Source organism: Undibacterium sp. FW305-107 (assembly GCF_058788535.1).
The window spans coordinates 830697-845105 of the sequence record NZ_JBYTAV010000001.1; the positions used below are offsets into that span (position 1 = coordinate 830697).

Annotated in this window: 14 protein-coding genes; 10 read left to right on the forward strand and 4 right to left on the reverse strand. The window is 50.7% G+C overall.

The genetic code is table 11. From position 1 onward, the window contains the following. The first annotated feature begins 253 nt into the window (after window positions 1-253). From tyrS to AC3WQT_RS03880, 8 genes are all read left to right on the forward strand, one after another. Entirely contained in the window at window positions 254-1555 is a 1302-nt protein-coding gene (tyrS, locus tag AC3WQT_RS03845) for a tyrosine--tRNA ligase (protein ID WP_492702531.1), read from the forward strand. 214 nt (window positions 1556-1769) lie between these two features. Continuing rightward, window positions 1770-2210 carry a D-aminoacyl-tRNA deacylase gene (gene dtd, locus AC3WQT_RS03850; protein WP_492702425.1) on the forward strand — a complete coding sequence of 147 codons (441 nt, stop codon included), beginning with the start codon at window positions 1770-1772 and terminating at the stop codon, window positions 2208-2210. A 15-nt stretch (window positions 2211-2225) separates the two neighbouring features. Further along, window positions 2226-2894, forward strand: coding sequence for a histidine phosphatase family protein (locus AC3WQT_RS03855; protein WP_492702427.1), 669 nt, complete (start codon window positions 2226-2228; stop codon window positions 2892-2894). Window positions 2895-3416: 522 nt separating this feature from the next. Then, window positions 3417-3905, forward strand: coding sequence for an SRPBCC family protein (locus AC3WQT_RS03860; protein WP_492702429.1), 489 nt, complete (start codon window positions 3417-3419; stop codon window positions 3903-3905). Next, window positions 3902-4372 (forward strand): SRPBCC family protein, encoded by a 471-nt coding sequence (locus tag AC3WQT_RS03865; protein WP_492702431.1) that lies wholly within the window; start codon window positions 3902-3904, stop codon window positions 4370-4372. Before AC3WQT_RS03860 ends, AC3WQT_RS03865 begins: the two co-directional genes overlap by 4 nt. Beyond that, window positions 4359-4748: an ArsR/SmtB family transcription factor gene (locus AC3WQT_RS03870; protein WP_492702433.1), complete on the forward strand. Its 390-nt coding sequence runs from the start codon at window positions 4359-4361 to the stop codon at window positions 4746-4748. The genes AC3WQT_RS03865 and AC3WQT_RS03870 overlap by 14 nt, the downstream gene beginning before the upstream one ends. Before the next feature lie 234 nt (window positions 4749-4982). Next, a complete protein-coding gene (locus AC3WQT_RS03875) occupies window positions 4983-5738 on the forward strand; it encodes a PEP-CTERM/exosortase system-associated acyltransferase (protein ID WP_492702435.1) in 756 nt (251 codons plus the stop codon). Next, entirely contained in the window at window positions 5725-7164 is a 1440-nt protein-coding gene (locus AC3WQT_RS03880) for a phenylacetate--CoA ligase family protein (protein WP_492702437.1), read from the forward strand. Before AC3WQT_RS03875 ends, AC3WQT_RS03880 begins: the two co-directional genes overlap by 14 nt. Window positions 7165-7183: 19 nt before the next feature. Here the strand turns inward: AC3WQT_RS03880 and AC3WQT_RS03885 are convergent, their stop codons facing one another. From AC3WQT_RS03885 to AC3WQT_RS03895, 3 genes are read right to left on the reverse strand one after another with little or no spacing between them, the layout of a single operon-like run. Next, window positions 7184-7927: a LytR/AlgR family response regulator transcription factor gene (locus tag AC3WQT_RS03885; RefSeq protein ID WP_492702439.1), complete on the reverse strand. Its 744-nt coding sequence runs from the start codon at window positions 7925-7927 to the stop codon at window positions 7184-7186. Beyond that, window positions 7924-8979: a sensor histidine kinase gene (locus AC3WQT_RS03890; RefSeq protein WP_492702441.1), complete on the reverse strand. Its 1056-nt coding sequence runs from the start codon at window positions 8977-8979 to the stop codon at window positions 7924-7926. Before AC3WQT_RS03890 ends, AC3WQT_RS03885 begins: the two co-directional genes overlap by 4 nt. 10 nt (window positions 8980-8989) lie before the next feature. Further along, complete coding sequence (locus tag AC3WQT_RS03895; RefSeq protein ID WP_492702443.1) at window positions 8990-9640, reverse strand: hypothetical protein; 651 nt, start codon at window positions 9638-9640, stop codon at window positions 8990-8992. 283 nt (window positions 9641-9923) lie between these two features. On the opposite strand from AC3WQT_RS03895, the gene AC3WQT_RS03900 reads away from it, so the two are divergent. Continuing rightward, a complete protein-coding gene (locus AC3WQT_RS03900; protein ID WP_492702445.1) occupies window positions 9924-11612 on the forward strand; it encodes a hypothetical protein in 1689 nt (562 codons plus the stop codon). Between the two features lie 42 nt (window positions 11613-11654). Here AC3WQT_RS03900 and AC3WQT_RS03905 read toward each other — a convergent pair whose 3' ends face one another. Beyond that, entirely contained in the window at window positions 11655-12983 is a 1329-nt protein-coding gene (locus AC3WQT_RS03905) for an NAD(P)/FAD-dependent oxidoreductase (RefSeq protein ID WP_492702447.1), read from the reverse strand. Window positions 12984-13305: 322 nt separating this feature from the next. On the opposite strand from AC3WQT_RS03905, the gene dusB reads away from it, so the two are divergent. Further along, on the forward strand, window positions 13306-14316 hold the full coding sequence (gene dusB, locus AC3WQT_RS03910) for a tRNA dihydrouridine synthase DusB (protein ID WP_492702449.1): 1011 nt from the start codon (window positions 13306-13308) through the stop codon (window positions 14314-14316). Window positions 14317-14409 lie beyond the last annotated feature (93 nt).

A 14409-nucleotide genomic window follows, 5' to 3' on the forward strand; every position in this document is an offset into this window, starting at 1 on the left:
ATTGACTGTTTTTATCGAAAATTCGAGATCGTTGCAACGAGATGCACTTGCACATAAAATGTGCGAAATATCAAAACTGCAACACCAAAGTTCGGGATTATAAAACCAGGGAACTAGCATTCAATTGCTGACATCCGGTTTACGCGATAATCCCTGCTATTTAACCAACACTCAGAATTTGGCAAACGCTGATTATGGATTCAGATTTGGAATTCGACCAGCGGTGTTACAAAAAATTTGATTTCCATTCATGATGACTTCTGAACAAAATTCCAGCTCCCCTGAAAACACTGGCAATGCCAGTAAACTCCTGCCTCTCTCCGATGCAGTGCAACATGCACTGGCAGTGACCAAACGCGGTGTTGATGAACTGCTCATCGAATCCGAATTTGCCCAAAAACTGGCACGTAGTGAACAGACCGGCAAACCCCTGCGCATCAAGCTGGGCCTGGACCCGACTGCACCAGATTTGCACCTGGGCCATACCGTCGTGCTCAACAAGATGCGCCAACTGCAAGATCTGGGCCATACCGTGATCTTTTTGATCGGCGACTTCACGTCCATGATCGGTGACCCATCTGGCCGCAATGCCACCCGCCCGCCGCTGACGCGCGAACAGATAGAAGAAAACGCCCAGACTTACTTCAAGCAGGCTGCTTTGGTGCTGGACGCCGGCAAGACCGAGATACGCTACAACTCTGAATGGTCAGACCCACTCGGCGCACGCGGCATGATACAACTGTCATCCAAATACACCGTCGCCCGCATGATGGAGCGCGATGACTTCACCAAACGCTTCAAGGCCGGCACGCCGATTTCCGTGCATGAATTCTTGTACCCGCTGATGCAGGGTTATGATTCTGTTGCCCTGAAATCTGACCTGGAACTTGGTGGCACCGACCAGAAATTCAACCTGCTGGTAGGTCGTGAACTGCAAAAAGATTATGGACAAGAACAGCAATGCATCCTGACCATGCCTTTGCTCGAAGGCCTGGACGGTGTGGAAAAAATGTCCAAGTCCAAGAACAACTACATCGCCATCACTGAACCGGCCAATACCATGTTCGCCAAGATCATGAGTATTTCTGACACCATGATGTGGCGTTACTACGAGTTGCTGTCTTTCTGTTCGCTGGAGCAAATCGCTGCCTACAAAAAAGCAGTGGCAGAAGGCCAGAACCCGCGTGATATCAAGGTGGCGATTGCCCAGGAAATCGTAACGCGCTTCCATAACAGGCAAGCGGCAGAAGATGCGCTGGCGGATTTTGTGAATCGTTCCAAGGGTGGGATACCGGATGATGTGGCAGAAGTCACTATCAGCGGTGCACCTTTGAGCATAGGTCAATTGTTGAAACAGACAAATCTGTGTGCGTCGACAGGTGAAGGTATGCGCATGGTTGAGCAAGGTGGTGTGCGTATCGATTCCGTCGTTATCAGCGACAAGGGCTTGAAAGTTGAAGCAGGTACATTTGTGGTGCAGGTTGGCCGTCGCAAGTTTGCAAAGGTGACTTTGACGGCTCTTGATGGCTTGATGCATGCCCCACTTCCTGAGTAACGCGGGAAACTCCTTCCCCTTCAAGGGGAAGGTTGGGATGGGGATGGGGTTCAGCCGCAAATCCTCGCTGCAATTAATATCACCGTCATTCAACCGCACCCCATCCCCACCCTACCCCTCCCCTTGAAAGGGAGGGAATTTCAGGCTTTTATACGAATACGGTTCATGAACCGGTTAAAGCCTCTGTACCTGGATCAAATAAAAAATACCTCCCATGATTGCCCTACTCCAAAGAGTCACCGAAGCCAAAGTCGTCGTCGATGGCAACAGCATAGGCACCATCAATACCGGTCTGATGGTCCTCGTCTGCGCCGAGCGCGAAGACACTGAAAAACAGGCTGATGATTTACTGAAAAAATTACTCGCTTACCGTGTATTCTCTGATGACGCTGGCAAGATGAACCGCAGCGTCACAGACGTACAAGGCGGCTTGCTCTTGGTGCCGCAATTCACGCTGGCGGCGGATACCAATTCCGGCACCCGCCCTTCTTTCACACCGGCGGCGCCACCAGAACTGGGCAGGCAATTATTCGATTACTTCGTCACCCAGGCACGCAACAAACATGCGCAGGTAGAAACTGGCAGCTTTGGTGCCGACATGAAGGTATCACTGACCAATGATGGTCCCGTCACTTTCTGGCTAAAAACAAAATAAGAACAAAATAAACAAATGAAACCCACAGAAATATTATTGATACGCCACGGCGAAACCGCCTGGAACGCAGAACGCCGCTTGCAAGGCCATCTTGATATCCCGCTCAATGCAGAAGGCACGCGCCAGGCCAAGGCGCTGGCCTGGGCTTTGCAAAATGAAAAGCTGCACGCGATAGTCTCCAGCGACTTGCAGCGCGCCGTGCAAACCGCTGGTGAAATTGCCCGCTTGCAAGGCGTCAGCACGCGCATAGACAAGGGCTTGCGTGAGCGCTGCTTTGGTGGTTTTGAAGGCAAACTGTATAGCGAACTGCCCAGCCTGTACCGCAATGAATACAATGCCTGGCAAGCGCATGAGCCAGATGCACAATTCCCGCCTGGTGAAAACCAAGGCGAAACCATACGCCAGTTTCATAAGCGCGTCATGGAGCATGTACTGCACTATGCCAAGCAATTTGAAGGCAAGAAAATCGCCCTGGTTGCTCACGGCGGCGTACTCGAATGCGCCTACCGTGCGGCCAAGGATTTACCGCTGAATGCACCACGCGAAGTCACTATCTACAACGCCAGCATCAATCGCTTTGAAGTCACAGGCAAAGAAATCAAACTGGTGCAATGGGGTGATATTGCACATCTGGATGCGGATGGGCTGGATGAAATTAATCAGAGCAAGGTCGAGAAGCACTGAAGTAATGTACTACGACAATAACCGGCGCTACCTGCCTATTGAAGAGTGCCGCCAGGCTCCAGTCTGTGCTGGAGCGACATTAATTTTTGAATAGTCATTGGTGTACTCAGCAAATTATAGTCTCTCCTATATATAGAAGATAGACAACCCCGTGACTCTCCAAATCGTCATTCCTGCGAAGGCAGGAATCCACCGGGCTGGAGCTCCAGCAGCTTTCGTCGTGTACTACAGCAGTAATAATCAGCCTTTCCTTAACAACGTCACCAGTCACCTGCAGACTACTACCCACTTAATTTTCATGGTAATGCACTCAGCGGTCTGACGCCTCCCGCATGCAAAAGAGACTGGCAATCAGTATTTCTCTCTTCCCCATTAACAAGACCATGTAAAGAAAATTTCCATTTGCATTTAAGGGTTTGTGTATAAAATTAAATGCAACTATTTGGTTGCATTTATTCAAAATCCGTCCCATAATAAATATGCATCCATTTGGTTGCTTATTTAATGCAAGGGAGATACATCATGAAAAACTATCAGCAAAGTCTCAGCATCAAAGCCAGCCCTGCTGCCGTTTACGCAGCCCTTACCACTCTCGAAGGTCTGCGTGCCTGGTGGACTCTGGATTGCGAAGGTGGCACAGCCGTCGGCGACACCCTGAAATTCCACTTCAGCGTGTGCTACAAGGACATGCGCATAGAGAAACTGGAACCCGACAGCGAAGTACACTGGCTATGCACCCGTGCCCATATCGTGGCAGAATCAGTCAGCCGTGCTGACGAATGGGTAGGTACCGAGGTCATATTTCGCATGAGTGATGCAGGACTAGGCAAGACATGTCTGGATATGGAGCACATCGGCCTGCTGCCATCCCTGCAATGCTATACGCTATGCATGAATGGCTGGCAGCATTTTCTCGTCAGCCTGCAACAATTTCTGGAAACCGGCACTGGCACCCCCTTTGCCCCAGTTGATCAGCAACAGGCACCGTCTACTGAAAGGAAAGCAGCATGAGTAAGGATACCAGTAGCACAGATAGCATTGAGCGCAGCATCGTCATCAATGGCGCACGTGAACGCGTGTGGCGCGCACTGACTAATGCCGAAGAATTTGGCGCATGGTTTGGTGCCGACCTGACAGGTCAGGTATTCCAGCCTGGCCAGCGTACACGCGGCCCGTTTACTCATCCGGGATGCGAAGGTCTGGTCTTCGATATCGTCATCCAGCACATACAGCCGCAAGATGCCATGTCTTTCCACTGGCATCCGTATGCAGTCGATACCACCGCTGATTACTCTGACGAAATCCCGACACTGGTCAGCTTCAGCTTAAAAGATGCGCCCGGCAATGCCACCTTGCTGACCGTCATTGAATCCGGCTTTGACAAAGTACCAGCACACCGTCGTCGCACGGCTTTTGAGATGAATACAGAAGGTTGGGAAATACAACTGCAAAATCTGCTCAACCATGTCAGCAAATAAAGTAACAAATAAAGTAGCAAGCAAAGCCAGCGAGTCAGTCGCAAGCAGAGTCACTGCCGACGACACGCTGGCACATGTCTTCGCCGCCCTCGGCGACCCTACCCGTCTGAAGCTGGTGGCTGTACTCTGCTCTGGTGGCGCATTCTCGATTTCTGATTTGACCCAAACCACCGCCATCAGCCGTCAGGGCGTCACCAAACATCTGAACGTACTGGCAGAGGCTGGCGTCGTCAGTGATATCAAGACTGGAAGAGAGAGACTGTGGCAACTGGAACCTGCCAGCATAGATGAAGCCAAACGCACGCTCGAGTCCATAGGTCGCGAATGGGAAATGGCACTGGGCAGGCTGAAGAGATTTGTGGAGAAGGATGATTAAGCGATAACTTCTTCGCTCATTGTGTCTCGTTTTATTCATTACCTGATACCGATTAAATATTGCAGTAAAACCTCTCGTCCGCATTTTCCTACCGCTTGTCTGTTACACAATTTTTCAAAAAACCGTTGATCCGAAATTAATAACCAGTTATCTGTTTTGACAAGTAATTACCCGACGGCAACCATATAGTGATGCCTCCAGCTTTACTGTTTAGCTGAATGTCGGGAGTCAAAAATGGAAGAAGAATTTCAACGTTCGCAATTTCGATTCGGGCGTATCAATTGCCCGGCCCTGCTGGCAGAGAGCTACAGGCTGCGCTATCAGGTGTATTGCAAAGAGCGTGGTTTCTTGCAGGCGGCGGCTTATCCCTGCGGCATGGAAACAGATTTTTATGACGATGATGCACTGCACTTTGCAGCCTTGGGTGAAGACGGACATATGGCAGGAACCGTGCGCCTGGTCGGTGCGCGAAACCGGCATTACCCTCTGCAAGAAAAGTGTGATCTCGATATCGCTATACCACTGCACACTGCAGAAGTGTCACGTCTGGCAGTAACGCGCGGTCATGATCGTCTTGCCATTAGTGCAGGCGACAATTTCTTATCGCAAGTCACGCTACCATCCAAGCTGCAATCTGCAGATGAAAGACGCTGGCAATCCGAACTGGCAATCGGCTTGTACAAGGTGATTTATCGCGAAGCAAAATTGCAGGGCATACAGTATTTTCTGGCCGCCATGGAAAGCAGCCTTGCGCGCATGCTGATCCGTTTTCAATTGCCCTTCAAGGCGATAGGCCCGGTCGTCGACTACTACGGAAAAGTCCAGCCTTTCTTGCTACGCCTCAGCGAATGCGAACAAAATTTCGCCAGGCTAATGCCCGGCATGTTTGAAGACTTTACTCATGGAGTACTACAAGCCTCTCCCAAGCTTTATGCGGCCCCCACTCATACCTCAATACATACCTCATCGAATATCTATGAAATCAATTAAACCTTATGCCAGCCCTGCTGATCGTCTGGAACGCCAGGAAACCATACGTCTCTTGCGTGAAACACCGCCGCAAATACTGCGTGAGTTAAGTGAACAGGCAACGCTGCAGGCATTTGCGCGCGCCGCCGAAACAGCACCCTTTTACCGCCGCATGTTAAGTGAGCAGGGTGTCGATGTAGCAGCAATTTCATCCATCGCCGCTTTCCGTGAACATACCCCTGTGCTGGACAAACACAATACCTTTGGCAAGCACGATATCGCCGATTTATGCATAAATGGTAGCCTGGATGGCGTGCGCAGTTTGCTGACCAGCTCGGGTCATTCTGGCGTGTTCTCTTTCGGCGTCAATACCAGAGATAATCTGCAACGCTCGGCCAAATCAACTGATCTCGGTTTGCAATACCTGTTTCATACCGACGAAAAATCCACCCTGCTGATCAATTGCCTGCCCATGGGCGTCAAGGTGCATACCGACTCCACCTTCCTGGCTGAGACCAGTGTGCGCGAAGACATGGTGTTTGCCGTCATCAAGAAATTTGCAGCAGAGTTTGAGCAAGTCATTCTGGTTGGTGAAGCCTCTTTCATCAAGAAAATTATTGAAGATGGATATGAGCTGCACGGCATAGACTGGCCCTCCATACAATTGCAAATTGTCACCGGCGAAGAAGGCATTGCAGAAAACTACCGCAGCTATATTGCGGAACTCATAGGCCTGACCGATTTCGATAATCCCAATGGCAAACTCATAGGTTCATCCATGGGCGTGGCCGAGCTGGACTTGAATCTTTTCCATGAAACCCGTGAAAGCATACGCATACGCCGCCTGGCCCACCGCAACCCGGCCTTACGCCGCGCCCTGTTTGGTGAAGAGGCACGCTGCTGCCCGATGTTCTTCATCTACTATCCGAATCGCTGTTATGTAGAAACCCTGGACAGAGATGACCACCAGCAAGAACTGGTAGTCTCCATGCTCAGTGAAGAAATGAAGATACCCCTGCTGCGCTATCGTTCCGGCGATTGCGGCGCAGTGTATGACTATGAAAAAGTCGTCGCTATCTTGCGCGAACATGACATAGGTCTGACGCCTGATCTGAAACTGCCCTTCATCGCAGTATCCGGTCGCGGCAAGTTCCTGGCTGGCGATGATGGGCGGCTCTATCCCGAAGCAGTCAAGGAAGCACTGTATGCCGACAAGCGCATCGCTGCCGCTATCACTGGCAATTTCCGCATGTCCCTGCTCAATGGTCAGGCCCGCGTCGCTGTGCAACTAAGACCAGACCATGCTATCCCGCCAGGCGCTGTCAACACCCTGAGTGCCGCACTGGCTGAATATTCATCAGCAAACGCGCACTTCCATTTCTGGCAACATGCAGAATTTCCGTTTAACTGCGGCGTCGATTATGAGAGAAAGTTTGCTTATATTTGAGTTTGCACTAAATCCGGTGTCACATCTGTCTGAACTGATATTGATAGGCTTGTGACACCGTTAGCCATTCATCCTCTTTCTGCAAACGCAAAGCCAAACCGCCATCACTTCTTTGCACCGCATCTATCGCCGCCACATTGACAATATTACTGCGTGATATCTGCCAGAATTTATCCGCATCCAGTTGCGCAACCAGGTCTTTGATGGTGGTGCGGATATAGGCTTCGAGTTTGGCGGTGATGACCTTGGTGTATTTGGAATCTGCGCGAAAGCAGAGTACATCACCGACATTGATGAAGCGTATCTGGTTGCCGATGGACGCCTGTATCCAGCGCAATGGTTCTTGCGGCTTTTTGACTTGCAGGGCAGACAGGTCAGCCGGTCGTTGTGACAGGCGCTGTCTGAGTCTTTGCGCAGCCAATGCCAGCCGCCCCATATCGAGAGGCTTGAGCAGGTAATCAACCGCACCCTGGTCGAAAGCATCGACGGCATAATCATTATGGGCTGTCAGGAAAACGATATGGCATGGATGCTGCGCCAGGCGTGCCACGTCTATGCCGCTCAGGCCGGGCATGCGCACATCCAGAAAAGCGATATCGGGGCTCAGGTCCGCTATGGCTTGTGCGGCTTTGATACCGTCATCAACACTGGCGATAATGTCCAGTTCCGGCCATAGCTGTGTCAATGCATTTTGCAGCTCCTGGCGCAGGATTGCTTCATCTTCGGCGATCAGTACTTTGGGTTTGTGATTGATCATGCTCATGCCAATTCACCTGTTCTGGCTGGTAACGATATGGTGGCGCGCACACCACCAGCATCACCTGGTTGCAATTGCAACTCTGCCTGTTCACCAAACAAAGCCAACAATCTTTCCTGTACATTCAACAAGCCGACACCGCTGCCCAGTTCATCCTGAAAACCACGGCCATTGTCGCTGACAGTAATTTGCAATTGACCTGCTGCGCTACTGGCGCTGATGTCTATATGCACCTCTCCGGGTTGGGGCTCTATGCCATGCTTGATGGCGTTTTCCACCAGGCTCATAACGGCCAGTGGCGGAATCAGGCAAGTCCTGGCTTCATCGGTGGCTTGCACAGAAAACTGGAAACGTGCGCCCAGGCGTATCTGGAAGATTTGCAGATAGGCAGCGGCCCTGTCCATCTCCTGCCCCAGCGTAGTGGTACTCTGGCGCATGTCGGGCATGGCGGCCCGCAGATAGGCAATGAGATGGTTCAGCATCTGCTTAGCCATTGCGGCATCCTGATGTATCAGGGCGCGGGTATTGGCCAGGGTGTTAAACAAAAAATGCGGTTCTATCTGCCCCTGCAGTGCGGCCAGCCTGGCTTCCAGCATTTGCCTTTCCATTTTGTGCTTGCTGGCTTCTGCAGCCAGGCTGGCCTGGGTGCGATGCCTGATCTCCAGGTCTATGGCTGCGGGTAAGACTGTGGCAAAGATAAATGCCAGGATAACGGCAGGCAACAACCAGTTGGCATGAGCAGTGGTCATCGCTGGCCAGAATGCGGCTTCTGCCTTAAGACCTGCAAACATTGCCAGCGACATGGACAAGACCAAGATTGCCCAACGCTGGCTGGCATATTTGAACCACTCAGTTTTTTGCGACAGACATAAGCCTGTTTGCGCCAGGGTATAGGCCAGCAAGATCGCCAGACTATCGGCCAGCCAGGCTGAGCGGGCGCCGCTCAAACCTGCATATGCCAGCAAACCCAGCACTGCCAACATGGGTAATAATGGCCATGTCGTGACAGTACCGGTACTCTCTTTTTCCTGATGAAGTATCGCAATTTCTGTGTGCATCTATTTTTGTCTATTCAGAGAAATTCAGGTTTTGTATAGTGCCGCTTGCTGGCCCCATGGTAATTTTGTTGGCGATGGGCTTGGTCTCAGGGCCAGGTTTGCTCGCCTGCGCTTCGGTGAAACTGAGTTCTTTCACCAGCAATTTTCCCTTCTCCCTGATACCCACGCCCAGCTCCAGTTTTTGTGCAGTGGTTGCCACCATGAGTTTGACGCGCACTGTTTCCCAGGTATCGCTCTTGCGTGCCCAAGCAGAGGTAATGGAGACATTGCCTTTTTCATCGGTAGTACGTATCCAGAACTCATAACCACCAAGATCGCCAATATGCAGGGCTGATGCAGTCAAGCTCATCAATTTTCCACGATAGGCGCTGGCATCCACTACTTGTGTAATGGCAGCAAAATCATTCTTGCCGGCATCTTTTGCGGTAATAAAAAAAGCTGGCTGTGCAGCTGTTCCTTGTGACTCATCCAGGCCAGTTTCATAATGGGTGGCAATCGCCCCACTTCCTACCCAGCCTTTTGGGATGCCAGTCTTGACTGCGCCTGCATAAGAAAAGTTGACGGCAAAGGCGACCAGGGGTGCTGCGATTAAGATTTTCCAGTGTTTCATCATCGTTACTCCATAAGGGTTGTTGATGATGTGCAATATACGGATGAACAAGTTTGACTTCCTTCAGTTTGCGATTACCGCCTCTTCATTGCCGATAAATGGCGGGAAATTTCTGATGAATGGGCGTGATAAAAATAGTTTTTATGCATGAACACCAGAAAGAGACAAGTGATTTGACCATAGCATGGGAAATGACGATACTGCCAACTTTGTATTTCATTTCCAAAGGCGCAGTTTAAGTGATTAAATGCGGTGATTAAATGCGGTGAGTATATGTGATGGATATATGCGCCCTTCTGGCTGATCTGCCATTTTAAGTTTAAGGAAAGTCCTGGTGCGAGTCTTCTATCAATTCGATTATGATGCACTACCCCGTAACGTCAAAAAGCACCTGGCCAGATCGGTCAGGAGTCCTGATTACCTGGTACATGCACAAGTCATGTCCAATCTGCGTTGGTACTTGCTGCATGGATTGATATTGGCAGTGTGCGCTTTTCTGATCTATCTGGCGGCATCAACTGACTTTGGCGACCCGGTGAAAGATATTGCCTGGGGTAACACGGGTTTGATCACCTGGTATGCAATATTGTTTTTTGGTGTCGTATATGCGGGTCACGCGATGTGGCAACGCCTGCAATTAAGCGCAAAGTTTCGCTTTCCTCCCGGTCGCTATCTGTTTCCACTGGCGCTGGTTGATATACGTAATAATAAAATTGCCGTGCACGATCTTGCACAATTACGCAAGCTCAACGCCACCCATCATGAAAGCAATGGCCGTTATAACAAAACGGTTTTCTCCTTCAACTTTAATGATGGTTCCCGCAAGGACCTGGTCATCACGAACCTGAACCAGGCCGAAATTGCATTGGAAAAATTCAATCACTATCAGACCAAGGCACGCGCCGCTTTTCATAACCGTGATATATCCAGCCTGTATGGCTTTGACCCTTTTCTTGATGTGCGCAGAAACAAGTGGAAAAACGCTCTTGATCATTCCAAACTAAGCAAGCAAGTTCTTAACTTGCTGCAGTTAATCAAGCTGCCTTTGCTGATGCTGGCGATCGTCATTGCGGCCCTGTTCTGGTATGGCAGGAATGTGGCAGCAGATAAGAAGATGTATCTGAATGCGAAGCACATGAAAACTGAAGTGGCCTATCAGGGTTATATCACCCACGGCAAATTCAGAGTAGCAGAAATGCAGGCCGAGTTGCCACGTGTAGTGTTTAACGAAGTGCAGAAAAAAAATTCTGTCTCTATGCTGCGTGGTCTGAAAACGCGCTTTCCCCAATCAGATATCTTGCCTGATGTAGCTGAAGAAATTCACTTGCTATATGACAGTGCGCTGCAGAAATTCAGGGGGCAGGCTGTCAATTCAGACATGGGTCTGATCAAGTCAATGGAGCAATTGTTAAAGCATGCCGAAGAGCATGACAACCCCAATGTGGCTATCAGTTTTGACCGTCCGACAGCGAGTGAGTTAAGCCAGCTTGATGCTTTTCTTAAACTCAGGGAAAACAAGTTGCGCGGCATGAAGATCATACCGGCAGCCAAGTACTTTGCCGATGATAGCGCGGCCACCAGGGAGGCGCGGATTACCACGGGCATACGCAGTGCGTTCAGCTCCATCTTCCCGAACGATGTGCTGGCCTTCAATACCAATGCGGCTGCCGGTGACAATGTTCCCAAATTGCAGATTGCCTATCAGATAGAACCCTCCGGCAAAGTATATAGTTCGGAAAAACAGGATGATGCCTTTGTCGGCCTGGTCATGCGGTTCAAGGCTGCCATTGTTGTGCCCGGTGCCAGAGATCGCTGGAAATTTGACCTGGAAGTAGAACCACCGGATTCTTTCAATGTCGAGTACAAGACATCCAGCAGCGATGCAGTACGCCGTGCACCTGAAGGCCAGGTTTACGCGGTGATGGCAGAACGTGCTTTTGATAAACTGGCAGCCAGGATCAATGCCGCATTCTTCAGGCCGGATAGCACCGTGTTCATGCGGCAGATGAAGAATGGGCGCTAAGTGAATTCAGTGTGGATTGAGTATTCGCCAATCCACACCAGCTCAATGCAGCTTGATACGCGGATTACGCACCCTGTCTATGGTCTCTGCCCAGGTGGACAACCAGGTATGGAACAGGCCATTCACCGCCACCTGATGATGTTTGTGCAAAGACCAGTACATCCATTTTGCCAATGTCCCTTCTATGAAGACCGAACCGCTGGCGATGGCACCCATGAGGCTGCCGACGGTGCTGTAATTACCCAGCGACACCAACGAGCCATGGTCCTTGTAAGTAAATTCCAGCAATGACTTGCCTTGCAACTGACGTACCAGCGACTTGGCCAGCGTGCTGGCTTGCTGGTGTGCAGACTGGGCGCGCGGCGGTACATTGGGCAAGCCCTCGCCTTGCGGGCAGGCACAGCAATCACCCAGGGCAAAAATCGATGGGTCCCGTGTGGTTTGCAAATTGCGGTTGACGACCAGTTGGTTGATACGATTGCACTCCAGGCCGTCAAGGTCTTTCAAAAACTCAGGGGCCTTGATACCAGCTGCCCATACGACTATACCGCTGGGAATGAATTTGCCACTGGCCATTTGCACGCCAGCCTTGGAAACTTCAACGACTTTTTCATTGGTGTGCACTTCAATGGCAATGCTGCGCAATTCACGGGCGACGGATTCTGACAGACGCTCAGGTAACATTTGCAGCAGACGCGGCGCAGCATCGACGATGACGATCTTTAAATCTTTTTCTGGATGGAAGTTGAGCAAGCCATAACTGGACAGAATTTTGGTGGTCATGTGCAATTCTGCCGCCAGTTCTACCCCGGTAGCACCACCGCCTATGATGGTGACGGTAAAGCGCCCTTCGCCCACAGCCTGGGCCTGGGTTTGCGCACGCAGGCAGCAATTGATGAGTTTTTGATGGAAGCGTTCTGCCGCCGCCAGTGAATCCAGCATGATGCTGTTCTCACGCGCTCCAGGCGTACCAAAGTCATTGGTCTGGCTGCCCAGAGCGATGACCAGGCTGTCATAAGTGATGGCCTGGCGTGGCAGCAGCTCTATGCCATTTTCATCAAGAGTAGGAGCGAGGTAGATTTCTTTCTTGTCACGCGACAAACCATCCATGCGTCCCAAACGGAAATCAAAATGATTTGATCTGGCCAGGGCAAAGTATTCGCGCTCGTCGGCATGGCTGTCGAGGGTGCCTGCGGCAACCTGATGCAATAAAGGTTTCCACAAATGAGTGCGGCTGGCATCGACCAGCGTAATGACGGCCTTGCCGCGTTTTCCTAATTTCTTGCCCAGACGAACTGCCAGTTCCAGCCCGCCTGCACCACCGCCAACGATGGTAATTCTATGTACTGCCTCCTTGTTTTGCGTGTTCACGACGACTCCCTTAATATAAAAAATGTATTCCCCTGGCGGCGAGTTAGGTATCGGGGCCACGGGAATGCACTTTGTCCAGAGTCAATATAACAAATTGCAATCAGAGTATACACACATGCTGACTAGTGTTGGTTGGTATCCCACTTACTACAGTAATTTAGAAATGCAAGTCTAAAAGACTGACAATTTAGCCAGATTTATACTATCGCTTGAGCATGTGATATAGATAAAAATATTCCTTACGAGTGGTAACGATTTTGCCGAATATTTAGGCAGGATTCAGGTAGAATAGCGCTTCTTCGAATTTCCCCCTTCCCTGATCGTGCAAATCGGCTCTTACGTGCTGCGTAATAATATTTTTGTCGCTCCCATGGCTGGTGTGACTGACAGACCTTTCCGTCAGTTGTGCAAGGAACTGGGTGCGGGCTATGCCGTGTCTGAAATGGCGGCATCCAATCCCAAACTCTGGGAAACAGAAAAATCCACGCGCCGTACCAACCATGCAGGCGAAATGGAACCCAAGGCCGTGCAGATTGCCGGTGCTGATCCACAGATGCTGGCCGATTGCGCCCGGCATAATGTTGATAAAGGTGCACAAATCATCGATATCAACATGGGTTGCCCGGTTAAAAAGGTCTGCAATGCCTGGTGTGGCTCTGCCTTGTTGCAGCATGAAAGCCTGGTCGGGCAGATACTGGATGCGGTGGTTGGCGCAGTCGATGTGCCTGTCACACTCAAGTTTCGTACCGGCTGGGACAGGGCCAATAAAAATGCCCTGAACATTGCCCGTATGGCAGAAGCGGCTGGCATACAAATGCTGACCCTGCATGGACGCACCCGTGCCGATGGCTATAAGGGTGATGCCGAATATGACACCATTGCTGCCGTCAAGGCTGCAGTCAATATCCCCGTAGTTGCCAATGGCGACATCACGACACCGGAAAAAGCCAGATATGTATTAGAGGCCACTGGTGCTGACGCCATCATGATAGGCCGGGCGGCGCAAGGCCGACCGTGGATCTTTCGCGAGATCGCCCATTTCCTCGATACCGGAGAGCACTTACCTGCCCCACTGATTTCTGAAGTTCGTGAACTCATGGATGCCCATTTGAAAGCGCACTATGCCTTCTATGGTGACTACCTTGGCGTACGAACGGCACGCAAACATATAGGCTGGTATGTGCAAGACCTGGTAGGTGGTGAAGATTTCCGGCAACAAATGAACTTACTGACGGATTGTGATGAACAACTTGCCGCCGTCAGCAGTTTTTTTGATCACATGGCTGGGGAGCGGTTACAATACCGCCCCTTTGAAGAAAAACTGGCAGCATAAGACAAAGCAATTTCACAAAAACCAATTTGTCTTGCCGTCCATGAAGCATGGACTACCCGCCGCCTGGCATAACCGAACAGTGATAAAAACAGC